This is a genomic window from Curtobacterium sp. MCBD17_040 (genome assembly GCF_003234805.2).
Classification (GTDB): domain Bacteria; phylum Actinomycetota; class Actinomycetes; order Actinomycetales; family Microbacteriaceae; genus Curtobacterium.
In genome coordinates this window covers 1,180,846-1,203,304 of record NZ_CP126273.1, presented here as the reverse complement: position 1 = coordinate 1,203,304, position 22,459 = coordinate 1,180,846, and the positions used below count along the sequence as shown (strand labels likewise).

The following is a 22,459-nucleotide window of genomic DNA, read 5'->3' as shown; positions in this document are numbered from 1 at the left end:
CGGCGGTGTTTCCCCGATCCCGGGCCGCCGCGGAGCACCCGTGGCACCCGATCCGCGGCGGCAGGATGCGCGCTCGTGGCCGTCGAGGCGTAGACGAGGAATCCGGACACCGTTGACGAGGAGCACCCTGATGACGAACTTCGGCTACACCCTGATGACCGAGCAGAGCGGCCCCCGCGAGCTCGTCCGGTACGCGCAGAAGGCCGAGGACGTCGGATACGACTTCGAGGTGTCGAGCGACCACGCCTTCCCCTGGCTCGAGAGCATGGGGCACGCCCCCTATGCCTGGACCGTCCTCGGCGCCGTGGCGCAGGTGACGAGCACGGTCGAGCTCATGACCTACGTGACCTGCCCGACGATCCGGTACCACCCGGCCGTGGTCGCACAGAAGGCCGCGACGCTCCAGATCCTGTCCGAGGGCCGGTTCACGCTCGGGCTCGGTGCCGGCGAGAACCTCAACGAGCACATCGTCGGGGAACGCTGGCCCGCGGTCGGCGAACGACAGGACATGCTCGAGGAGGCCATCCACATCATCCGCGCGCTCGAGTCCGGTGACGTCGTGACGTGGGAGGGCACGCACTTCCGCGTCGACCAGGCGAAGCTCTGGGACGTCCCGGACGGCGGGGTCCCGATCGGCGTCGCGGTGTCCGGCGCGAAGGGCATCGAGCGGTTCGCACCCCTCGGCGACCACATGATCACCACCGATCCCGTGCCCGAGCTCGTGCAGGGGTGGGACGAGCACCACCAGGGCGCCCCGTCACGCAAGATCGGCCAGATCCCGATCTGCTGGGACCCCGACGAGGACGCCGCGGTCGCGCGGGCACACGACCTGTTCCGCTGGTTCGCCGGCGGCTGGCACGTCAACGCGGACCTGCCCACCCCCGCGTCGTTCGACAGCGCCAGCCAGTTCGTGCGTCCCGAGGACGTCGCGGAGTCGATCGCGTGCGGCCCCGACCTCGACCGACTCGCCGAGAGCGTGCGGCCGTTCCTCGACGCCGGTTTCACCGACATCGCGATCGTCCAGGTCGGCGACGAGGGTCAGGACCGGTTCCTCGACGAGGCCGCCGGTCCCCTCCTGGAGAAGCTCCGCGCGCTGTGACGACCGTCGACGCGCACACCGCCCAGCGGGAGGGGTGCATCATTGATGAGGTGTCAACCGTCACAGACCGCCCCGCAGCCACCCCAGAGACGCGCCGGGCCGACCTCCCCGCCCCCGGCAACGCCACCACCCGTCACGAGAACGTCGGTCTGCTCGCCGTCGCGACCACGATCGCCGATCGCGTCACGACGTCCGCGGACATCGAGGAGCGCCTCCACCCCGTGCTCCGACGCCTCCGCCTCCCGAAGGGCCTGCTCGAGCGGGTCGCGGGCGTCAAGGAGCGTCGGAACTGGGGCCCCGAGCAGAGCTTCGACGAGGCCGCGATCGACGCCGCCCGCCGGGCGCTCGCCGAGGCCGGCGTCCGTCCGGACCAGGTCGGGCTGCTCATCAACACGTCGGTGACCCGCCCGCACCTCGAGCCGAGCGTGGCGGTCCGCCTGCACCACGGGCTCGGGCTGCCGACGTCCGCGATCAACTTCGACATCGCGAACGCATGCCTCGGGTTCGTCAACGCGATGAGCGTCGCCGCGGGCATGATCGACTCGGGTCAGATCCAGTACGCGGTCGTCATCGACGGCGAGGACGCCGACCAGGTCCAGCTCAACACGATCGCGCGCCTGAGCGAGGGCGGTCGGAACCGCAAGGACTTCATGAGCGAGTTCGCGAGCCTCACCCTCGGATCCGGCGCCGCGGCCGCCGTGCTCGGCCCGATGGACGTCCACCCGGAGGGGCACCGCATCCACGGCGGCGTCACCCGAGCCGCGACCCAGTGGTACGACCTCTGCGTCGGCAGCGTGGACGGCATGTTCACCGACGCCAAGGCCCTGCTCCGCGGCGGCGTCGAGCTCGTCGTGTCCGCCTGGAACGAGGCCAAGCGCGACTGGAGTTGGGGCGGCATGGACCGCTACATCTTCCACCAGGTGTCGGACATCCACATGAAGGCGATCGTCGAGGCGATCGACATCGACCGCGACCGCGTCCCCGTGACCTACTCGCGGTACGGCAACGTCGGTCCGGCGTCGATCCCGATCACCCTGGCCGAAGAGGTCCAGGCCGGCAACGTGCGGCGCGGCGACCGCGTCCTGCTCGGCGGCGTCGGCTCCGGCCTCAACACCGCCATGATGGAGATCGACTGGTGAGGTCCGGCCTGCCGCGCGCCGCCGCGGCGACCGCGCCCGCCGCGCTCCCCCCGCACCTCCCCGGACTCGACCCCGCCTGGTCGCGCCTCGTCGTGACCCCCGCGGTCGCGCCCGAGCACGCGCCAGGAGGCCCGTCGCCCGCCACGCGCACCTGGCACCTGCTCGACAACGCGGGACAGCTCGCCGAGCTCGGGGTCGAGCCCGTCGGCACCGTCCTCTGCGTCCACGGGAACCCGACCTGGTCGTACCTCTGGCGCAGCGTCCTCACCGCCGCGACCGAGACCGCCCGGGCCGGCGGTCCGGCCTGGCGCGTGGTCGCCGTCGACCAGCTCGACATGGGGTACTCGGAGCGGAGCGGTGTGCCCCGCGGACTCGCGCAGCGCGTCGCGGACCTCGGCGCCCTCACCGACGAACTCGGCCTCACCGGTCCCGTCGTCACCCTCGGACACGACTGGGGCGGCGTCGTGTCCCTCGGCTGGGCCGTGGACCACCCGGAGCTGCTCGCCGGCGTCGTCGTGTGCAACACCGCCGTGCACCAGCCCGCCGACGCCCCGATCCCCGCGCCGCTCCGGCTCGCCCTGCGGCCGTCCGTGCTCGGGCGCGCGACGGTCCTGACACCCGGGTTCCTCGAGACGACGCTCGCGATCGCCCACCCGCCGCTCCCCGCTCCCGTGCGCGACGCCTACCGTTCGCCGTACCGCGGAGCCGACCGACGGGGCGGCATCGGCGGGTTCGTGGCGGACATCCCCGTCGACGACCGCCACCCGAGCGCCGTCGAACTCGACCGGATCGCCGAGGGCGTCCGCGCGCTCGGCGTCCCCGCCCTCGTGCTGTGGGGCCCGCGCGACCCGGTGTTCCTCGAGCGCTACCTCGACGACCTGGCGACGCGGATGCCGCGCGCCGACGTGCACCGCTTCGAGGGCGCCGGACACCTGCTGCCGGAGGACGTCGACGTCGCCGGAGCCGTCCTCGCGTGGCTCGGCGACCGTCTGCCGGACGGGCAGGAGCCCGCCGCGGGGACTGCGGGCCTCCCGCCCGACGCCGACGCCGACGCCGACGCGAGCCGACCGGTGTGGGCGGCCCTCGACGAACTCGCCGACGCCGACGACGTCGCCCTCGTCGAGATGGCGCCCGGCGGCGGCCGTCCCCCCCGCTCCGTCAGCTGGCGGCTCCTGAGCCGTCGCGTCCGCGAGATCGCCGCCGGTCTGGCCGACGCCGGGGTGCAGCGCGGCGACCGCGTCTCGCTCCTCGTGACGCCGGGCGCCGACCTGACCGCCGTGCTCTACGCCTGCGTCCGCATCGGGGCGGTCGTCGTCGTCGCCGACGCCGGCCTCGGAGTCCGCGGGCTCACGCGGGCCGTGCGTGGCGCCCGACCCGACTGGCTCGTCGGCGCGCTCCCCGGGCTGACGGCCGCCCGCGCGCTCGGCTGGCCGGGCCGACGCATCGCCACGCCCTCGGTCCCCCCGGCGGCCCGTGTCGCCCTCGGCGTGGAGCACACGCTGGGGGAGCTCGCCAGGCGCGGCGCGGCGCGACTCCGTGCCGGGGTCGCGCTGCCCGCGGCACCCGTGCCGACGGACACGGCCGCGGTGCTGTTCACCTCGGGATCGACCGGACCCGCGAAGGGCGTCGTCTACACGCACGCGCAGCTCGCCGCCGTCCGGGACGCCCTCGCGACGCAGTACGGCGTCGGCGTCGGCACCGGGCTCGTGGCGGGGTTCGCGCCGTTCGCCCTGCTCGGACCCGCGCTCGGCGCCCGGTCGGTGACGCCCGACATGGACGTCACGGCGCCCCGGACCCTGACGGCTCGCGCGGTCGCCGCTGCGGCCGCCGCCGCCGCCCCTCCCCTCCGCGAGATCGCAGTCGTTGCCGCTCAGACCGGGTCGGGAGCGGCAACGACTGCGATCTCGGCGGAAGGAACCGCGGGGACCGAAGGGACCGGCCGGACCGAGCCCAGCGGCGAGGGCGTCGTCGTGTTCCTGTCGCCCGCCGCGCTGGCGAACGTCGTGGCCACGGCCGGAGAGCTGACCGCCGAGGACCACGCCGCGCTCGGACGCGTCCGCCTGTTCCTGTCCGCGGGCGCTCCCGTGCCCGAACCGCTCCTCGCCGAGGCCGCTCGACTCATGCCCGCCGCGAGCGCCCACACGCCGTACGGCATGACCGAGGGGCTGCTCATGACGGACATCGACCTCGCGGGCATCCGAGCCGCCGCGGTGGGCCCCGCCCACACCCCGGCGAGATCGCAGTTGTCGCCGGTGTCGCAGGGGTCAGAACGGCAAGGACTGCGATCTCGCGGAAGGGGGACCGGGGCCGGGGCCGGGACCGGTGGGGGCGTGTGCGTCGGGAGGCCCGCCGCCGGTGTCGCCGTGCGCATCGCACCCCTCGACGACCTCGGCGCGGCGACGGGTCCCTTCGGCACGACACCGGAGGTCACCGGCGAGATCGTCCTCGCTGCGCCGCACGGCAAGGACCACTACGACCGGCTGTGGCTGACCGACCTCGCGGCGCGACGACAGGTGGGCACGGACCGTCGCTGGCACCGCACCGGCGACGTCGGACACCTCGACGCCGACGGACGCCTCTGGGTCGAGGGGCGGCTCCCCCACGTCGTCGCCACCGCGTCGGGCGTCGTCACCCCAGTCGGACCGGAGCAGCGCATCGAGTCCGTGCCGGAGGTCGACCGCGCGGCCGTCGTCGGCGTCGGCCCCGCCGGGACGCAGCAGGTCGTGGCCGTCGTCGAGACCACCCCGGCGGCGCGACGGCCGCACCTGGCCGACCCCGCGCTCGCGGAGCGGGTCCGGGCGACCGTCGGCGTGCCGGTGGCGGCGGTGCTGGTCGTGCCGCGCCTCCCGACCGACATCCGACACAACTCGAAGATCGACCGCACGCGCGTGGCGCGCTGGGCCGCCGGCGTGCTCGCGGGGGGCCGGATGGTGCGACCGTGAGGGTGCTCGTGACGGGCGCGAGTGGGTTCCTCGGGCGCGCCGTGGCCGCCGCGGTCCGCGACGCCGGTCACACGGTGCACACCTTCCAGCGGCGCCCGTCCGGCGTCCTCGGCCTGGAGGACCGGCTCGGCTCCCTGACGTCGGCCGCCAACGTCGAGGCGGCCGTCGCCGACACCGACGCGGTCGTGCACCTCGCCGCGAAGGTGTCGCTCGCGGGCGACCCCGCGGACTTCGCGCGCGTCAACGTCGAGGGGACGCGGACGGTGCTCGCCGCGGCCCGCTCGGCGGGGGCGTCCCGGTTCGTGTTCGTGTCCTCGCCCTCGGTGGCGCACGCCGGCGCCTCGATCGTCGGGGACGACGCCGCGCCCGCCGATCCGTTCCGCGCACGTGGGGACTACGCCCGCACGAAGGCGCAGGCCGAGCTCGCTGCGCTGGCGGCCGACGCTCCCGGGTTCGCCGTCGTCGCGGTCCGCCCGCACCTGGTGTGGGGTCCGGGCGACACCCAGCTCGTCGGCCGGATCGTCGAGCGCGCCCGGGCGGGGCGGCTGCCGCTGCTCGACGCCGGGGCGGCCCTGATCGACACGACGTACGTCGACAACGCGGCGAGCGCGATGGTGGCCGCACTCGACCGGGCCGAGGACGTCCACGGCAACGCGTACGTCGTCACGAACGGCGAGCCACGCCCGGTGGCGGAACTCCTGGCGGGGATCTGTCGGGCGTCGGGCGTGCCGGCGCCGACGCTGCACGTGCCGGCGGGGCTCGCCCGGGTCGCGGGGTCCGCCGTCGAGGCGCTGTGGCGCGTCCGGCCCGGGCGCGACGAGCCGCCGATGACGCGCTTCCTGGCCGAGCAGCTGTCGACCTCGCACTGGTTCGACCAGCGGCGGACCCGGGCCGACCTCGGGTGGACGCCCGCGGTGTCGCTCGACGAGGGGTTCCGGCGGCTCGCGGCCGTGCCCGGGCGTTGACCTCTGGTTGACTCGTCGGGTGTCCCGACGTCGACGCCCGCTGGCCCGTCTCCTCGCGGCGGCGGCGGTGCTCCTGGTCCTCGCGGGCACCGCGGTCCTCGTCCTGCGCGTCCATGCGTCGCGCGAGGGCGGTGCCGTCCGGTACACCAGCCGCCCGCCCCTCGTCGATGCGGTCCAGGTCGACAACGCGCTGGCGACCCTGGCGCTCCTGCTCGTCCTCGCGGCGGTGGTCTGCCTCGTCGTCGCAGCGGTGCGGGCGCTCCGGCGGCGCTGACGCCGCGACCGAACCGGGTTCCGGACATCCCGCCGCGCATCGGCGCGGCTCGTCGTCCGTACTGCGGCTCAACGCCCGCGATGGACCGTGACGGGAGCACACGGGAGGCGCTAGCCTCGCGATCACCACGAGGGGGCAGTCAGCATGCGGATCATCACCATCGCAGCACGAACGGCAGCGTGGCTGCTCAGCACCGCCGCGAAGACGGTCGGCGGGATGCACGGCGTGAAGCCGTTCGCCGACGAGTCCGCCGCGGCACTGTACCGACGACGGGGCGACTACCGGCCGTAGCGCGCTTGGGGCGGGCGCGAGGCTTCCGGAAGGGCGCGCGTGGACGACGACTGCGCTGTCGTCGCGACGGCGCAGTCGTCGTCCAGGCGCGCAGTCGTCGTCCAGGCGCGCAGTCGTCGTCCAGGCGCGCAGTCGCCCGGGATCGGGTCAGCGCTCGAGCGTCAGCGCCGCCGCGACGGCCCCGAGCACGCCCGAGTGGTCCCCGAGCGCCGGCTGCGCCAGGAAGTCCGGTGCGTCGAGCGACGCGGCGTGCCCCGCGCCGGGCCCACCGGACAGGATCGGCAGCTGCGCCCGCACGGCATCGAACAGCCCCGGGGACTTGAGCACCCCGCCGCCGACGACGAAGCGCTGCACGCCGGCGGTGATCGCCGCCGTGAGGGCGAGCTGCGCGATGTAGGAGCCGAGCATCTCGTAGGCGAGGGCCTGCTCCTCGGGGTCGGTGAACGAGGAGGCGTCGTGTCCCCATCGACCGATCACGGCCGGCCCGGACGCGAGCCCCTCGAGGCAGTCGCCGTGGAACGGGCAGCTGCCGACGAAGTCGTCCTGCGGGTGCTTGCGGACGATGACGTGCCCCATCTCGGGGTAGCCGTTGCCGTGCAGCAGTCGGCCGCCGAGCGCGAGGCCGACGCCCACGCCGGTCCCGAACGTCGCGTACCCGACGCGGTCGACGTCGCGCCCCGCGCCCCAGGTCGCTTCGCCGAGGGCCGCGCTGCCCACGTCGGCCATGATCACGGTCGGGACCCGGGAGGCCAGGGGGATCCGTCCGAGCAGGTCCTGGTCCGCCCATCCCGGCTTGGGCGTCCCGGTGACCCAGCCCCAGCGGTCCTCGGCGGGGTCGACATTGACGGGGCCGAACGACGCCACCCCGAGCGCGGTGACCGGCTCGGACGACGACGCCTCGGCCTCGTCGAGGAAGGCGTTGATCGCGGTGGTGGTCTCGTCGGGCGTGGTCGTGGGGATCCGGGTCGTGCTGAGCAACCGCTGGGGGTCGTCCTCGGAGACCACCCCGCAGATGACCTTCGTCCCGCCCGTCTCGATGCCTGCGATCACGTGTGTCTGCTCCTTCGGTCGGCGTCGTTGCTCGCCGTGCTCGTGTTCGATCGGTTCCCAGGATGGCACGACCCCCGCGGGGACGAGTGCCGGGCGACCGGTCCCCCGGCCGGCCCTCACGCGTCGGCGACGTGCACCCGGACCCCGGCGTCCCGGAGCTCCTCGAGCGCGGCCGGGTCGGCGGTCGAGTCCGTCACGAGGTCGTGGACCTGGTCGCAGGTCGCCACGCTCGCCAGCGTCACACGCCCCACCTTCGAGCCGTCGGCCACGACGACCGTGCGTTGCGCGTGCGTCACCATCGCGTGGTTCGTGCGGGCCTCGACCTCGTCGTGGGTGGTGGCTCCGGCCGCGGCGGTGATGCCGTCGACGCCGAGGATCGCGGTGCCCACGTTGATCGCGTTGAAGGTGTTCTCCGCGAGCACGCCAACCAGTTCGAACGAGTGTGGTCGGACGAGACCGCCCGTCATGATGACCTGCAGGGTGGGTCGCGACGCCAGCTGTGTCGCGGTCGTGAGGGAGTTGGTCACGATGGTGAGTTCGCGGCGCGTGGCCAGCACCCGCGCCACCTCGGTCGTCGTGGTGCCACCGGAGAGGGCGACGACGTACCTGCCCGACGGGATGAGCTGCGCTGCTCTCCGGGCGATCAGCGCCTTCGCCTCACGGAACCGGGTGTCCTTCAGCTGCACCGGGAGTTCGATCGCGGTGTCGAAGGTCTTCGCACCGCCGTGGGTACGACGCAGGAGTTGCTGGTCCTCGAGATCGGCGAGGTCGCGCCGGATCGTCGCCGGGGACACCGCGAGTTCCGCCGAGAGCGACTCGAGACTGAGACTTCCGCTCTCGGCCAGGCGCTCGAGGATGGCGAGCATGCGCTGCGATCGTTTGACCGAGGTCGCGCGCGGGTGCGGGTCCGCCCGGCCGCCCTGGTAGGTCATACCTCGATGCTACTGGGAGCGCGCACTCGCTCATTCCTGTTGTCCACTTGCGGGTGTTCCGCGCGAAACCGTTGGCGATCCACGCACTGCTGACGAGGATCAGCACCATGACACGGGTTACCTTCATCGGCGCCGGCAGCGTCGTGTTCACGCGCCAGCTGCTGACCGACCTCCTCCGCTTCCCCGAACTCGCCGACGTCACCGTCGCGCTCCACGACATCGACCCCGACCGACTCGCGGTGGCCGAGGGCACCGCGAAGCAGGTGAACGAGCGGCTCGGCGCGCGCGCCACGATCGTCGCGAGCCTCGACCGCAGACTGGCTCTCGAGGGCAGCGACTTCGTCGTCAACATGGTGCAGATCGGCGGCATCGACGGCACCCGGAAAGACCTGGAGATCCCGGCGCGCTACGGCCTGCAGCAGACGATCGGGGACACCACCGGTGTCGGCGGTGTCTTCCGCGGCCTCCGGACGTTCCCGTTCCTGACCGCCCTGACCGCCGACATGCGAGCGGTGTGCCCCGACGCCCTCCTCATGAACTACACCAACCCGATGGCGATGAACGTGTGGTGGCTGTCGGTCGTCGCGCCGGACATCCGGTCGGTCGGTCTCTGCCACAGCGTCTACTGGACCGCCCACGAGCTGTGTGAGCTCGTCGGTGTCCCGCTCGAGGGCACGCACTACCGTGCTGCGGGCGTCAACCACCAGGCGTGGTTGCTCGAGTGGTCCCGCGACGGCGAGGACCTGTACCCGCGACTGCGCGAGCGGATCCGCTCCGAGCCGGAACTGCAGCGACGCGTCCGGGTCGAGATGTTCGAACGGTTCGGGTTCTACCCGACGGAGACCAGCGAGCACTCCTCCGAGTACCTGTCGTGGTTCCTCCGCTCCCCCGAGCAGATCGCCCGGTACCGGATCGAACCGCTCCAGTACCTCGACATCAGCGCAGCGAACGTCGACGAGTTCGAGGACGCACGGACTCGTCTGGCCTCGGGGACCGATCTCGAACTCCACGACAACGGCGCCGCCGAGTACGCACCGCTGATCATCCACTCGATGGTGACCGGCACCGAACGGGTCATCCACGCGAACGTGCCGAACCGCGGGCTCATCGACGACCTGCCGACCGGCGCCGCCGTCGAGGTGCCGTGCACGATCGACGCGGGCGGCCTCGCGCCGCACCGCATCGGGAACCTGCCGCTGCAGTGCGCCGCGCAGAACCGCAACTACGTGTCGGTCGCCGAGCTGGCCGTGGCCGCGGCGCAGACCGGCGATCCCCTGCTCGTGCGCCAGGCCGTGCTCGTCGACCCGAACGCGAGTTCGACCCTGACGCCCGAGCAGATCTGGGCCATGTGCAACGACCTCGTGGACGCGCACGGCGACCTCTTGCCCGAGCCGCTCCGGGTGCACGTCCCGTCGACCTGGTCGTGACCCGCGCCGTGCCCCTGCCCGCTCGGTGGGGGCACGGCGCGGCGGATCGCTGCGCCGTTCGCCGAGCCGCCCCGGGGACCGGTGGTCCGCGGGGCGGCTCGGAGGTTCACTCCCCCGGAGCGCCCTCGGGCACGGCGACGGGCACCCGGAGTGGATCGACGAGGTCGGCCACCGGGTGGACGGGGCCGCCGACGACCTGGTCGGCGAGCACCTCGCCGAGGAGGGGGCCGAGTGTGAGCCCCCACGAGCCGAACCCGGTGGCCACGAACACGTCGTCCAGCCGCGACCGCCCGACCAGCGGGAACCCGTCGGCCGAGGCAGGACGCAGCCCGACGCGGGTCTCGACGATCCGCGCGGTGGTGAGCCCGGGCGCGACGCGCAGCGCGTCCTGCAACACCGTCCGTTGGTCGCCCGCTCGGACCTCGGCGTCGTGGTCGGGGCTGGTCTCGTGGGTCGCACCGGCCACGATGCGTCCTCCGCTGAACCCGATGACGTACGGTCCGGCGAAGGTCTTGAGGACCGGGAGCCGCTCGGTGGGCAGCCACCGCGCCGCGAGGTGCACGATCTGACCGCGGTCCGCCGTGACGGAGGTCGGCACGCCCACGGTCGTCAGCATCGATGCGGACCACGCCCCGGTCGCGATCACGACGGTGTCGGCGACCACGGGCGCCCCGTCGACCTCGACGATGGCCCGGGATCCGGCACGACGGAGCTCCGCGCGTCCGGGGACGACCTCGACCCCCGACCGGACCGCGGCATCCAGGAGCACAGCCGTGAGCGCGTGGCCGTCCACCCTGGCGGTGCCGGCGAGCAGGAGTCCCTGCAGGTCGGGATCGACCGCGGGCCATCGCTCGCGGAGTTCCCGGCCCTCCAGGAACACGGGTGCCTCGCCTGCCGCTCCGCCGGGGTCCCGTTCCGCCGCCCGTGCGGCCAGGGCCGCGAGTGCGCCGCGTTCCTCCTCGTCGGCGGCCACGACGACCTCGTCGACGATCGCGTAGTCGGCGCGCGTGGTGGCGTCGTCGCCGAGGTCCCGCAGGAGGCCCGGGTACCGGGCGACGGCCGCGTCGACCAGGCGCGTCCACCGCGGGTCCGTGTCGCCCGGCGCCAGGCCGAACGGCGAGATGATGCCGGCTCCCGCGGTGGTCGCTCGGCCGGGGAGCCCCGCGTCGACGAGGGTGACCGCGACACCGCGCTCGGCGAGCCGCAGTGCGACGCTCGTTCCGGAGATCCCGGCGCCGAGCACGACGACGTCGGCCACCCGGCGTCCCGCGGTCACAGGCCCAGCACGCGACGGGCGTTGCCCGCGTACACCTGCTCGAGCGAGGAGCCGCTGAGTCCCACGCCCGACACCTGCCAGCGCCCCTGCGGCGGCACGGCGGCTCCGGGTGCGTAGTCGAAGCTCTCGTCCTCGGTCTCGAGGAAGCGGTAGAAGAGCGCGTAGGCCTCCGCGTCGACCGGGTAGACGTCCGATCCGAACAACACGCGATCGGGGAACCGCTCGACGAGGGCGCGGAACCGGCGGGGCTGCCGACCCAGCTCGGCCATCCGACCGCCGGTGTCCACGGTGAAGTTCGGCGCGCGCTCGAGGAGCCGCTCGACCCGGTCCAGGTCCTCGGCGACGCACCCGACGTGCGCGCCGATGTAGGTCGTCTGCGGGGTGGCGACCACGAGGGCCTCCAGGGCGTCGAGGATCCGGTCGAACGTCGGGAAGACCGAGCGGTCGCCGAACCACCAGTCGCGCTCGTGCCCCAGTTCGTCGAGCCGCTCGTTGTGCTCGTCGAGCGGTTCGAAGAACGCCATCGGGTCGGCCACGTGGATCAGGACCGGCAGGCCGATGTCACCGGCGTGACCGAGGACGCGCACCACGCGGGGGTCGTCCGGCAGGATCACGGCGCCGTCGGCGTCGTGCACCCGCAGCCCGAGGTTCTTCCACACCTTCAGACCGCGTGCACCACGCCGCTTGCTGTCGTCGAGGGAGGCGAGCAGCCGCTCCTCGCCGTCCGGTTCGCCGAGGAGCGGCCAGTCCAGCTGGCAGAACGTCACGAACCGCCCGGGGAACGCACGGTCGTACCGCTCGACGTTCGCGTCCACCTCGTCACCCCACATGCCGTCGAGGTTGACGACGGTGGCGACGTTCGCGGCGTCCATGGTGCGCACGAGGTCGGCCGGGTCGGTGATCATCCAGTCGCCGTCGTCGCTGAGCCAGCGTCCGAGGTGGTTGTGGACGTCGATGCAGGGGACGGCGCTCCGCGTGACCGTGGTGTGCGGCAGGCGGACCTGCGCGCGCGGCCGCCAGTCGGTCAGTCGCAGCTCGGCGACGCGGTCCCAGTCGGGTGTTGCCATCATTCCTCCTCCGGACGGCGCGCGGTGCGCCGTCGTCCTCGCTCGCTCGCTCGCGTGCTGCGTCGAGACATCCAGTGCTGCGTCATCCCTTCAGGCCCGCGAAGGTCATCGTCGCGACGAACTGCTTCTGCGCGGCCAGGAAGAACAGGATCAGCGGCAGCGTGGCGATCACGTTGCCCGCCATGAGCAGGGACCACTCCGTACGTCGCGAGCCCTGGAAGTTCGTCAGGCCGAGCTGCAGCGTGAACGCGTGCTCGTTGTTGATCGCGATGAGCGGCCAGACGAGGTCGTTCCAGGAGCCGAGCAGGGTGAAGATCGCGAGCGTCGCCAGCGCCGGCCGAGCCAGCGGCAGGATGATCCGGAAGAACACCTGGAGGCGCGTGCACCCGTCGATGAGGCCGGCCTCCTCGAGTTCCGCGGGGAGCGACAGGAAGAACTGCCGCATCAGGAAGATCCCGAACGCCGAGGCGAGCCACGGGACGATGGCCGCGCCGAGGTGGTCGATGAGCCCGACCCGGGCGAACATGACGTACGTCGGCACCATGAGCAGCTGTGTCGGGATCATGATCGTGGCGAGGACCGCGAGGAACGCGAACGAGCGACCCGGGAACGACAGCCGCGCGAAGCCGTAGCCGGCGAGCGAGCACAGCACGAGGTGGGAGCCGACCGCCGCCGCGGACACGATGACGGTGTTGAGCAGCCAGTGCAGGATGTCCGACTGCGCGAACAGCTGCCGGAACCCGTCGAGCGTCACGTGCGAGGGGATGAAGGCCGGCGGGAACGCGTTGATCTCGGCGGCCGGTTCCACCGACGTGATGAACATCTCGAGGAACGGCAGGAGGAACAGGAACGCCACCGGGACCAGCAGGAAGTGCCAGCCGCTGAACGGGAGCCTCCGGCGCCGACGGGCGAGCGGCGCGGGGAGCGGCCGGGTCCGGGCGCGCCCGTGCTCGGCGGACAGGGTGGGGAGGTCGATGGCCATCAGCGGGACCGCCTTCCGGAGGTGCGCGTGTACACGGTCACGGACACCGTGAGGATGAGGGTGACGAAGAACATCGCGTACGCGATCGCCGAGCCGTAGCCGAACTGGAGGCCCTGGAACGAGACCTTCCAGAGGTAGGAGACGATCGTCTCGGTGGCGTCGAGCGGCCCGCCGCGGGTGGTGGCGTACACGAGGTCGAACAGCTGGAGCGCCTCCAGGGCCTGGTAGATGCCGACGAACACCGTGACGGGCGCGAGCGACGGCCACACCACCCGCCAGAAGACCTGCCACGAGTTCGCCCCGTCGATCCGAGCCGCCTCGATGACGTCACCGGGGACGTCCTGGAGCGCGGCGAGGTAGATCACCGTCGTGAACGCCGCCTGGCCCCACAGGGACATGATCGTGACGACGATCATGGCCTCGTGGCGGTCCTCGAGCCATCCCTGCTGCGGCAGGTGCACCACCCGCAGCACGTTGTTGACGAGCCCGAACTGCGGGCTGAAGAGGTAGGTGGTCAGGATGCCGGTGGCGGCCGCCGACGCGACGAACGGCACGAAGATCGCCGTCCGGTAGAGGCCGATGAACCGGATCCGTCGGTTCAGCGCCACGGCCAGGAACAGCCCGAGGAGCACCGATGCCGGCACGAACAGGACCGTGTAGAGCAGCGTGTGCAGGACGGCGGCGTGCAGTTCCCCGTCCGAGAGCAGCGCCTGGTAGTTCTGCGCCCCGACGGAGACCGCGGCGCTGAACCCGTCCCACTTCTGGAACGAGAGGACGAGGGCCCACACCCCGGGGAAGACGGTGAGCCCGAGCACGATGACGAGGGCAGGGGTGACGAACCCCCAGCCTTCCAGTCCGTCCCGGAACGACCTCCGCCGGCGTCCGGCGGCGGCCGCCGCCGTGGTGGTCTCCCGTGGTCGGAGCGCGAACGTGGTCACGGTCGCCTCCTACTTGCCCGCGAGCGCTTTGTCGGCTGCGACGGTGGCCGTCTTCAATGCTGACGAGGGCGTCCCCTGGCCCTGCAGGACCTGTGACACCGCGGCACCGACCGCTTGGGACAGCCCGTTGTACCCGGGGACCGTCGGCCGGGCCTGCTTGGCGTTGGCCGAGTTCTGCTCCATCACCTCGAGCCCGGGGAGCGCCGTGACCTGCTGCTGGAACTCGGCACTGTCGGCCTCGCTCGAGCGGAGCGGCAGGTTGCCGTACGACACGTTGAACTGCTCGTCCTGCTCGTCCGACGTCAGCCACTGGGTGAACCGCTCGGCCCAGTAGGCACGGTCGGCGTCGTGGTGGTCGAACAGGGTCCACAGGTCGGGTCCGGACACCGTCTGGTGGTCGCCGTTCGTCCCGGGGAGCCGCACCACGCCGTACGAGGTCCCCGCGGTCTTGAGCGCCGACAGTTCCCAGGGGCCGGAGGTGATCATGCCGATGTGGTTGCTCTCGAACAGCTGCGCGAACTTCGTGTCGGTCTGGTCGAGGTAGACGCTCTTGTCGGTGATCGCGAGGTCACGCAGGTAGGTGAGGGCGTCGACGCCCGCCGTCGAGTCGAACGTCGCCTTCTTGCCGTTGCTCGACAGGATGGACCCACCGTTCTGCCAGAGGTGCGGCCACAACTGCCAGGTCGTCTCCTCGCTCCCCGACACGGAGTAGCCGTAGCCGTAGGTGTTCGTCCCCAAATCGGTGAGCTGCTTCGCCGCCTTCCGGAAGTCGGCCCAGGTCCAGTCCGCCGTCGGGTAGGCGACGTGCGCCTTGTCGAAGACGGTCTTGTTGTAGAGCAGCGACAGGTCGTCGACGACCGCGGGGAACCCGATCGTCTTCTTCCCGGTCGGCCGGGCGGTGGCCCGCGCCGCGGCGGAGAACTCGTCCCACCCGACCGACGGCTTGGCGACGTCCTTCGTGATGTCGAGCGTGCGGCCGGACTGCTCGAGCTGGCTGGCCCACGATCCGTACGTGTAGGAGACGTCGGGGTAGGTGCTCGCCGCGAAGGACGCGGAGAGCTTCTGGAGGAGCTGGTCGGTGGACGAGGCGCCCGAGGACAGGTCGATCGAGACGTTCGGGTGCTGCTGCTCGAACTCCGACACGAGGTGCTGGAGGATCTGCTCGGCCTGGTCGTCCTGGCCGGACCAGACGGTCAGGTGCACCTTCGCTTTCGTGTCGAGGGCGCCCGACGAGGTGGACGAGGCGCAGCCGGTGAGGGCGGCCGCGATCGCGACCGTGGCGACGCCGAGAACGGCGCCACGACGGAGCACGGCGGCACCCCGGCGGTTGATGGTCCTGGGGAACACGTGAACTCCTTCGTTCAAGCGGGACGAGACGGCGCCGTCGGACGGGGCCGCGCGAGTCGTCCTCGGCCCCCGTCACGGCCACGCGTGGCGCGGGGCCTGAGCGACCTCGTCGGAGCGGCGAGCCGGTCGGTGGTGCCGCGGTGGAGGGAACGCTATTGCACCGTTCGAACGACTGGCAATCAAACGAGCACCAGCACTGATCGGTTCTGGTCCACAGACGCCCGAAACAATCAGGAAACATGCGCTGACGCTGCCGCACGGTCGCAGAACTGTACGAATGCGCAGTCAGAAGGGGCCGTCGGTGACACCGACGACCCCGTCGTGCTTCGCCCCGGTGGACGGATCGGGCCCTCAGCTCACGCGGCCGTGCCGTCGACGGCGTACGGCTCGATCGCGGCGAGTTCCGCAGGGGTGAGCGGCGGAGCCGTCGCCGCGCGGAGGTTCTGCTCGAGCTGCGGCACGCTGGAGGCCCCGACCAGTGCCGACGCGACCTCCGGGTGGCGCAGGACCCAGGTCAGGGCGAGCTGCGCCAGCGTCTGCCCGCGGTCCGCCGCGATGGCGGCGAGCGCGCGAGCGCGTTCCCGGTAGGGGCCGTCGAGGGCGGACGCCGGGAGGTCGCGCCCGGCCACGACACGCGAGTCACCCGGGATCGTGGCACCGAGGTAGCGATCCGTGAGCAACCCCTGCGCGAGCGGTGAGTACACCACCGCTCCCGTGCCGAGTTCCGCGAGCGTCGGGATCAACGCGTGCTCGGCCTCCCGGTCGAACATCGAGTACGGCGGCTGGTTGACCAGGAGCGGCACGCCGAGGTCGGCGAGCGCCGCGGCCGCACGCCGGGTCTGGTCGGCGTCGTGGTTGGAGACGCCGACGTAGAGTGCCTTGCCGCTCGTGACGGCGGACGCCAGGGCGCCCATCGTCTCCTCGATCGGCGTGTCCGGGTCGTACCGGTGCGAGTAGAACACGTCGACGTACTCGAGCCCGAGCCGCCCCAGGCTCTGGTCGAGTGAGGCGATCATCGACTTGCGGGACCCGAACTCGCCGTACGGCCCGGCCCACATGTCGTACCCGGCCTTCGTCGAGACGATCAGCTCGTCGCGGTGGTGGCGGAGGTCCTCCCGGAGCACCCGGCCGAACGTGACCTCGGCGCTGCCGTACGGCGGCCCGTAGTTGTTCGCGAGGTCGAAGTGGGTGACGCCCAGGTCGAACGCCCGACGGACGATCGCCCGCTGTGTCGCGTACGGGCGATCGTCCCCGAAGTTCTGCCACAGACCCAGGGCGATGGCCGGGAGCAGCAGTCCGCTCCGCCCGACCCGGTTGTACGGCATGGTGTCGTACCGCGTCACCGCTGCGGTGGAGGACATGGATCAGACCGTCCGACCGGCGGACAGGCGTGCCAGTGCGGCCTCGCCGAGGGGCTGTCCGGCGAGCTTGGCCGCGTGGAGGGCGGCGCCGATGTCCGAGGGGAACCGCGGGCTCCGCACGTCGTACCGGTCCGACCGAGCGCGGAGGGCGCGCTCGAACCCGCTCCGGACGAGCTCGGCCCTGAAGACGCCGCCCGAGTACGACACGGGTACCGGCTCGTCCGCGCCGAACCCGAGGTTGCGCTTCGTCGCCTCGACGAGTTCCACCAGGTGGTCGACCGCGCGCTCGACGATCCGCGTCGCGGCGGCGTCGTCGTCCTGCGCCGCCTCGACGACGAGGCGGGACAACGACGCGATCCGGCCGCGGCTCCGCCCCCACCGGGTGAGCACCACGTCGATCATGTCCAGGTCCGTCTCGACCCCGACCGCCTCACGGACACGGTCGTGCAGCGAGGTGCGCGGCAGCCGTCCGTCACTCATGCGGGCGAACGCGAAGAGCGCCTCCAGACCGATCCAGTACCCGGACCCCTCGTCGCCGAACAGCTCCCCCCAGCCGCCGACACGCGACGACGCCCCGGCCCGTTCGCCGTAGGTGAGGCTGCCCGTCCCGGCGACGACGTTGATCCCGTCGGCGTCGGCGAGGGAGCCGGCCCAACCCGCGATCATGTCGTTGCCGCACCGGTACCGGTCGTGTCCGAGCGCCTGCGCAGGGAGCTCGTCGAGGACGGCCACCTCGTGACTGGCCTCGCCGTAGGTGGGGATCGCGATGAACGCGTAGGTGATGGCATCGGCGGTGGTCCCCGCCGCCGCCGTCACCGCGGCAACGCCCTCGACGAGCACCTGCCGCACGTGCGGCAGCCCGTGCTCGAGGTGGTAGGCGCTCGCGCCCTCGACCGCCCCGAGTTCCCGTCCGTCGTCGTCGAGCAGGACGAAGGCGGTCTTCGTGCCCCCGCCGTCGACGCCCAGGAAGACCGCCACGTCAGCGACCGTCCCCGGCGGAGTCCTCGAGCTCGTGGATGTGCACGCCCTGCACGACCCGGTTCACGTCGCCGCCGGGGAACGGGTTGTCCGGCGTCGTCCCGACCCGGAGCGCGAACGAGAGCGCGAGGATCTGCGCGACCAGGATGTACGCGATCGCGAGGTACCCGTCGTCCGTGCCGCGCAGGCCCTCGAGCACGATCGCTCCCTCGCCGACGCCGTCGGTCGCGACCGACAGCACCCGGGAGGCGCCGATCGCGGTACGCAGCTCCGCCACGATGTCGAGGTCGTAGGACCGCGTGTACGGGTCGTTCGAGATGTAGACCACCACGAGCGTCTCGGCGTCGAGGACGGCCTTGGGCCCGTGCCGGAACCCGAGCGAGGAGTCGTGGTAGCTCACGACGCCGCCGGCGGTCAGCTCGAGGGTCTTGAGCGCGGACTCCTGCGCCAGTGCGGCGAGCGGACCACTGCCGAGGTACACGAGTCGCCGGAGGCCGTCCTGCGCGAGCCCCTTGATCGAGTCCCAGTCCTCCCCGATCACCTGGTTCGCCGCGCTGGACAGCGCCGCGACCGTCTCGGGGGCGTCGCCGAGGAAGGCCAGCAGCGCGCTGAGCATCATCGACGTGAAGCTCGACGTCATCGCGAAGCCGGCGTCGTCCGAACGCTGCGGCATGAGCAGCACGAACGAGTCGGGCCGTTCCTGGTGCTCCTGTGCGAGCGCACCGCCGGCGTTGCAGGTGATGACGAGGTGGGAGGCATCGCCGAGGACCTGGTCGGTCAGCCGCGTCGCCGCCACGCTCTCGGGACTGTTCCCGGACCGGGCGAACGACACCAGCAACGTGGGGACGTCCTCGGCGAGGTAGTGCCGGGGGTTCGACACGATGTCGGTCGTCGCGATGCTCTCGACGCGTCGACCGGTGGCGCGGGCCACCGTCGGGGCCACGACGCCGCCGGCGAACGCCGAGGTCCCGGCACCGGTGAAGACGATGCGCAGGTCGTCGTGCGCGAGGAGCGGTGCGAGGAACGCGTCGAGGTCGGCGCGGCGCCCCTGCACGATCGATGCCGCCTCGAGCCACACGTCGGGCTGCTGTCTGATCTCCCGGAAGGTCGCGGTCGCCCCTGCGGCCGCGAGGTCGACATCGATGTCGGGGTTGGTCTCGGTCATGGTGGTTCTCCTGATGGTGAGGCTGAGGGGCGACCCCTCGGGGCCGACCCGGTGACGTGGTCGAGGTGGTCGCGCTCAGACGGTGGCGAGACCGTGCTCGGTGCCGGCACGGAGGGTGGTCGGGTCCTCGGCGACCGCGGCGTCGAGGATCGCGGTGGCCGTCGCCCGGTCGGGCACGAGCGGGTCGAGCACGAGCGCCTGGATCGCGAGCGTGCGATCACCGCGCAGTGCTGCGTCGACGACGAGCTCCTGCTGGAGCGCCCGGGCGGTGAGCACCGCGGCGATGCCGGCGGGGAGGTCCCCGACGGACACCCCGCGCACGCCGTCGGCACCGACGGCGGCCGGCACCTCGACGACCGCGGTCTCGGGGAGGTTCCCGATGAGACCGTGGTTCGGGAGGTTGACCGCGAGCTCGACGTGGGTCCGGCCCGTGCGGATCGCCGTCGCCATGGCGACGAGTCGTTCCGCCTCCTGGTCGGACGGCGGCGGCACCGGCCGGTCACCGTCCGCGAGCTCGCGCAGCTCGTCCCAGAGTCGCGACTTCTCGCCGATGTACTCGCGTGTCGCGTCGAGGCCGGCCTGGAGGCCCCACGGGAGCTCCCCCGCGCCGGCCGGACCGAGGTGGTCGGCGAAGAACTCCGCCACGTGCCGGTCGCCGGGCGCCGGGTACAGCCCGAACGTCCGCATGAGGTCCGCCGACACCGGCGCGTGCGGGCCCTCGCTCCAGTCGGAGGGAGCATCGGCGCCACCGGCCTGCGCTTCGACGAGCTCGCGGAGGCGCGGGTACAGGTCCTGGTCCGCCGTCCGGATGTCCATCAGCCAGGACAGGTGGTTCAGCCCGCCGAACGTCGCCGTGATCTCCTGCTCGGGGACCTCGAGCGCCCGGGCGAGCGCGCTCTTGGTGTGCATCGTGCCGTGACAGAGCCCGACGGCACGGATGCCCGTCTCGCGGGTGACGGCCCGGACGTTCGCGGTGAGGGGATTGCTGTAGTTGAACAGGATGGCGTCCGGAGCGACGTCGGCGATGTCGCGGCCGATCGCGACGATCTCCGGGACGTGTCGGAGCGCGCGGAGGACGCCGCCCGGTCCGACGCTGTCGCCGACCGTCTGCCGGATCCCGAACCGTTCCGGTACCTCGAGGTCGCGCCGCCATCCGGCGGCCGACCCGACGGCGATGGTCGTCGTGACGAACTGCGCGCCGCGCAGGGCCTCACGTCGGTCGTGCACCGCCTCGACGCGCATGTGCGATCCGTACTGCGCGGCGATCCGGCGTCCCACGGCCGCCATGGTCTCCGCCGCCTCGGGAGCGACGTCGACCAGGCGGACCGTGACGTCGTCGAACGCCGCCGCGCGGGCGAGATCGGTCAGGAGGCCCGGAGTGAACACCGTGCTGCCCGCACCGATGAGGACGAACGCCCCGCCTCGATTCACTTGACGCTCCCCGTGAGGAGGCCGCTGACGATGTACCGGTTGAGCACGACCGCGATGGCGGCCGGGACGACGACCGCGAGGACGCCCGCCGCGCTCATCAGGGAGTACGGCACCGTGTGCCGCCCCTGCAGCGCGGCGATCACGACCGTGAGCGGTTGGGTCGAGATGTCGCTCGACAGCACGAGCGGGAACAGGAACTGCGCCCAGGCGGACAGGAACGTGATGATCGCCGTCGAGACGATGCCCGGGCGGGCGAGCGGCAGCACGATGTGCCAGAGCACGCCGAGCCGACTGGCGCCGTCCATCGACCCGGCCTCCTCGAGCGCCAGGGGCAGGCTCGACATGTAGTTGTAGAGGATCCACGTGGCGAGCGGCAGGAATCCCGACACGTACACGAGCACGATGCCGGTGTACGTGTTCACGAGCCCGGCGGTGCTGAGCATCTCGTAGAGCGGGATGAGCGTCGCGTAGGCGGGGAAGGCCATCGTCGCGAGGACCGCGTAGAACAGCACGTTCCGACCACGGAACGTCATCCGGGCGAACGCGTACGCCGCGATCGTCGCGAGCACGACGGTGACGATCGTCGCCCCGCCGCACTCGACGAAGATGTTGAGCGTCGACTGCCGGACCGACGAGGCCACGTCCCCACTGCCTCCCAGCAGGGTCGCGTAGTTGGCGAACGTCGGCGTCGGCGGGATGTAGTTGGCCGGCTTCGCGCTGATCTGCTGATCCGTCTGGAGGCTCGTGTTGAGCACCCAGTACAGCGGGACGAGCGTCCAGAGGACGATGAACGCGACGCCCAGGGGGCGCGCGACGGAACGACGGTGCATCAGAACTCCACCGGCTTGTAGACGAGTCGCACGACGGCGAGGGAGACCACGACCGTTGCGATGGTGATGAGGAGCGACAGCGCGTACCCCTCGCCGAAGTCCAGGTTCTGGAAGCTGACGAAGTAGGTCTGCTCGGTCACCGAGGCTCCGGTCGAGGCAGCGCCGTTCAACACGTACGGCTGGTCGAACACGTTGAGCGTCGCGATGATGGCCTGCACCATCGCGATCGCGATGCCCGGACGAGCGAGCGGCAGCGTCACCTGGAGGAACGACTTCCAGCCCGTCGCACCGTCGATCGACGCCGCTTCGTACAGCTCGCCGGGGATGTTCTGCAAGGCCGCCAGCACGAGCAGTGTGGACAGCGGGGTCATCTGCCACACCTGGACGATCTCGATCACCAGGATGGTGACGAATCGGTTCTGGCCGAGGAACACCTGGTAGTGGTCGATCAGGTGGAGCGACGACAGCACGCTGTTGAGCAGACCGGTGTTGCTGTCCCAGATGCCCGACCAGACGATGCCCTCGACCACGCCCGGCAGCGCCCACGGCAGGATGAGGACCGCGATGAGCACGGACCGTCCGACGAACGGCTTCTGCAGGGTGACCGCCATGACGATCCCCAGCACGGTCGAGACCACGACGCCGATGACGACGTAGTAGGCCGTGTTCACCATGCTCGAGACGATCGTGTCGTCCTGGAACAGCTTCACGAAGTTGCCGAGCCCGACGAAGGAGTTCGGCGGGTCGAGCGGCTGGGCCTTGAAGAACGCCTCGACCAGCGTGATCGCCGCTGGGACGAGGGCCAGGACGACGATGAACAGCGCCAGGGGCGTGACCAGCGCGTAGGGCAGGAGGTCGAACCGACGCCGCCCACGACCCGGTGTCGGCCGAGGAGCGTTCGCGCGGCCGTTCCTCCGCGCGATCCGAGTCGCACCGGACGTGGTGCTCGTACCGGCACTCACGGG

Annotated in this window: 20 protein-coding genes; 7 read left to right on the top strand and 13 right to left on the bottom strand. The window is 72.1% G+C overall.

Annotated elements, in window-relative coordinates:
- Window positions 1-130: 130 nt before the first annotated feature.
- The 6 genes from DEI94_RS05730 (at window position 131) to DEI94_RS05705 (ending at window position 6,710) form a co-directional block, all read left to right on the top strand.
- On the top strand, window positions 131-1,099 hold the full coding sequence (locus DEI94_RS05730; protein WP_111026830.1) for a TIGR03557 family F420-dependent LLM class oxidoreductase: 969 nt from the start codon (window positions 131-133) through the stop codon (window positions 1,097-1,099).
- A gap of 149 nt (window positions 1,100-1,248) precedes the next feature.
- On the top strand, window positions 1,249-2,238 hold the full coding sequence (locus tag DEI94_RS05725; protein ID WP_258370104.1) for a 3-oxoacyl-ACP synthase III: 990 nt from the start codon (window positions 1,249-1,251) through the stop codon (window positions 2,236-2,238).
- A complete protein-coding gene (locus DEI94_RS05720) occupies window positions 2,235-5,180 on the top strand; it encodes an alpha/beta fold hydrolase (protein WP_258378012.1) in 2,946 nt (981 codons plus the stop codon). Before DEI94_RS05725 ends, DEI94_RS05720 begins: the two co-directional genes overlap by 4 nt.
- Window positions 5,177-6,145, top strand: a complete 969-nt coding sequence (locus DEI94_RS05715; RefSeq protein WP_111026829.1) for an NAD-dependent epimerase/dehydratase family protein — start codon at window positions 5,177-5,179, stop codon at window positions 6,143-6,145. Before DEI94_RS05720 ends, DEI94_RS05715 begins: the two co-directional genes overlap by 4 nt.
- A gap of 19 nt (window positions 6,146-6,164) precedes the next feature.
- Window positions 6,165-6,419, top strand: a complete 255-nt coding sequence (locus DEI94_RS05710; protein WP_111008555.1) for a hypothetical protein — start codon at window positions 6,165-6,167, stop codon at window positions 6,417-6,419.
- Between the two features lie 144 nt (window positions 6,420-6,563).
- Window positions 6,564-6,710, top strand: coding sequence for a hypothetical protein (locus DEI94_RS05705; RefSeq protein WP_181439672.1), 147 nt, complete (start codon window positions 6,564-6,566; stop codon window positions 6,708-6,710).
- Between the two features lie 147 nt (window positions 6,711-6,857).
- Here the strand turns inward: DEI94_RS05705 and DEI94_RS05700 are convergent, their stop codons facing one another.
- A complete protein-coding gene (locus DEI94_RS05700; RefSeq protein ID WP_181435280.1) occupies window positions 6,858-7,760 on the bottom strand; it encodes an ROK family protein in 903 nt (300 codons plus the stop codon).
- A 116-nt stretch (window positions 7,761-7,876) separates the two neighbouring features.
- Entirely contained in the window at window positions 7,877-8,692 is an 816-nt protein-coding gene (locus DEI94_RS05695; protein WP_111008553.1) for a DeoR/GlpR family DNA-binding transcription regulator, read from the bottom strand.
- Window positions 8,693-8,799: 107 nt separating this feature from the next.
- On the opposite strand from DEI94_RS05695, the gene DEI94_RS05690 reads away from it, so the two are divergent.
- On the top strand, window positions 8,800-10,119 hold the full coding sequence (locus DEI94_RS05690; protein WP_111026828.1) for an alpha-glucosidase/alpha-galactosidase: 1,320 nt from the start codon (window positions 8,800-8,802) through the stop codon (window positions 10,117-10,119).
- A gap of 106 nt (window positions 10,120-10,225) precedes the next feature.
- Here DEI94_RS05690 and DEI94_RS05685 read toward each other — a convergent pair whose 3' ends face one another.
- The 11 genes from DEI94_RS05685 to DEI94_RS05635 form a co-directional block, all read right to left on the bottom strand.
- On the bottom strand, window positions 10,226-11,395 hold the full coding sequence (locus DEI94_RS05685) for an NAD(P)/FAD-dependent oxidoreductase (RefSeq protein ID WP_181441815.1): 1,170 nt from the start codon (window positions 11,393-11,395) through the stop codon (window positions 10,226-10,228).
- On the bottom strand, window positions 11,392-12,462 hold the full coding sequence (locus DEI94_RS05680) for an amidohydrolase family protein (RefSeq protein ID WP_111026866.1): 1,071 nt from the start codon (window positions 12,460-12,462) through the stop codon (window positions 11,392-11,394). Before DEI94_RS05680 ends, DEI94_RS05685 begins: the two co-directional genes overlap by 4 nt.
- 82 nt (window positions 12,463-12,544) lie before the next feature.
- Window positions 12,545-13,444, bottom strand: a complete 900-nt coding sequence (locus tag DEI94_RS05675; RefSeq protein ID WP_111026826.1) for a carbohydrate ABC transporter permease — start codon at window positions 13,442-13,444, stop codon at window positions 12,545-12,547.
- Window positions 13,444-14,382 (bottom strand): carbohydrate ABC transporter permease, encoded by a 939-nt coding sequence (locus DEI94_RS05670; RefSeq protein WP_111008549.1) that lies wholly within the window; start codon window positions 14,380-14,382, stop codon window positions 13,444-13,446. Before DEI94_RS05670 ends, DEI94_RS05675 begins: the two co-directional genes overlap by 1 nt.
- A 9-nt stretch (window positions 14,383-14,391) precedes the next feature.
- Window positions 14,392-15,729 carry an extracellular solute-binding protein gene (locus tag DEI94_RS05665; protein ID WP_258378011.1) on the bottom strand — a complete coding sequence of 446 codons (1,338 nt, stop codon included), beginning with the start codon at window positions 15,727-15,729 and terminating at the stop codon, window positions 14,392-14,394.
- A gap of 356 nt (window positions 15,730-16,085) precedes the next feature.
- Entirely contained in the window at window positions 16,086-17,090 is a 1,005-nt protein-coding gene (locus DEI94_RS05660; RefSeq protein WP_111026825.1) for an aldo/keto reductase, read from the bottom strand.
- A gap of 3 nt (window positions 17,091-17,093) precedes the next feature.
- Window positions 17,094-18,068 (bottom strand): N-acetylglucosamine kinase, encoded by a 975-nt coding sequence (locus DEI94_RS05655; protein WP_111026824.1) that lies wholly within the window; start codon window positions 18,066-18,068, stop codon window positions 17,094-17,096.
- Window position 18,069: 1 nt separating this feature from the next.
- Window positions 18,070-19,233: an SIS domain-containing protein gene (locus DEI94_RS05650; RefSeq protein WP_111026823.1), complete on the bottom strand. Its 1,164-nt coding sequence runs from the start codon at window positions 19,231-19,233 to the stop codon at window positions 18,070-18,072.
- Window positions 19,234-19,308: 75 nt separating this feature from the next.
- Entirely contained in the window at window positions 19,309-20,664 is a 1,356-nt protein-coding gene (locus tag DEI94_RS05645; protein WP_111026822.1) for a family 4 glycosyl hydrolase, read from the bottom strand.
- A complete protein-coding gene (locus tag DEI94_RS05640; RefSeq protein ID WP_111008544.1) occupies window positions 20,661-21,494 on the bottom strand; it encodes a carbohydrate ABC transporter permease in 834 nt (277 codons plus the stop codon). Before DEI94_RS05640 ends, DEI94_RS05645 begins: the two co-directional genes overlap by 4 nt.
- Entirely contained in the window at window positions 21,494-22,456 is a 963-nt protein-coding gene (locus DEI94_RS05635; protein WP_111026821.1) for a carbohydrate ABC transporter permease, read from the bottom strand. Before DEI94_RS05635 ends, DEI94_RS05640 begins: the two co-directional genes overlap by 1 nt.
- Between the last annotated feature and the right edge of the window lie 3 nt (window positions 22,457-22,459).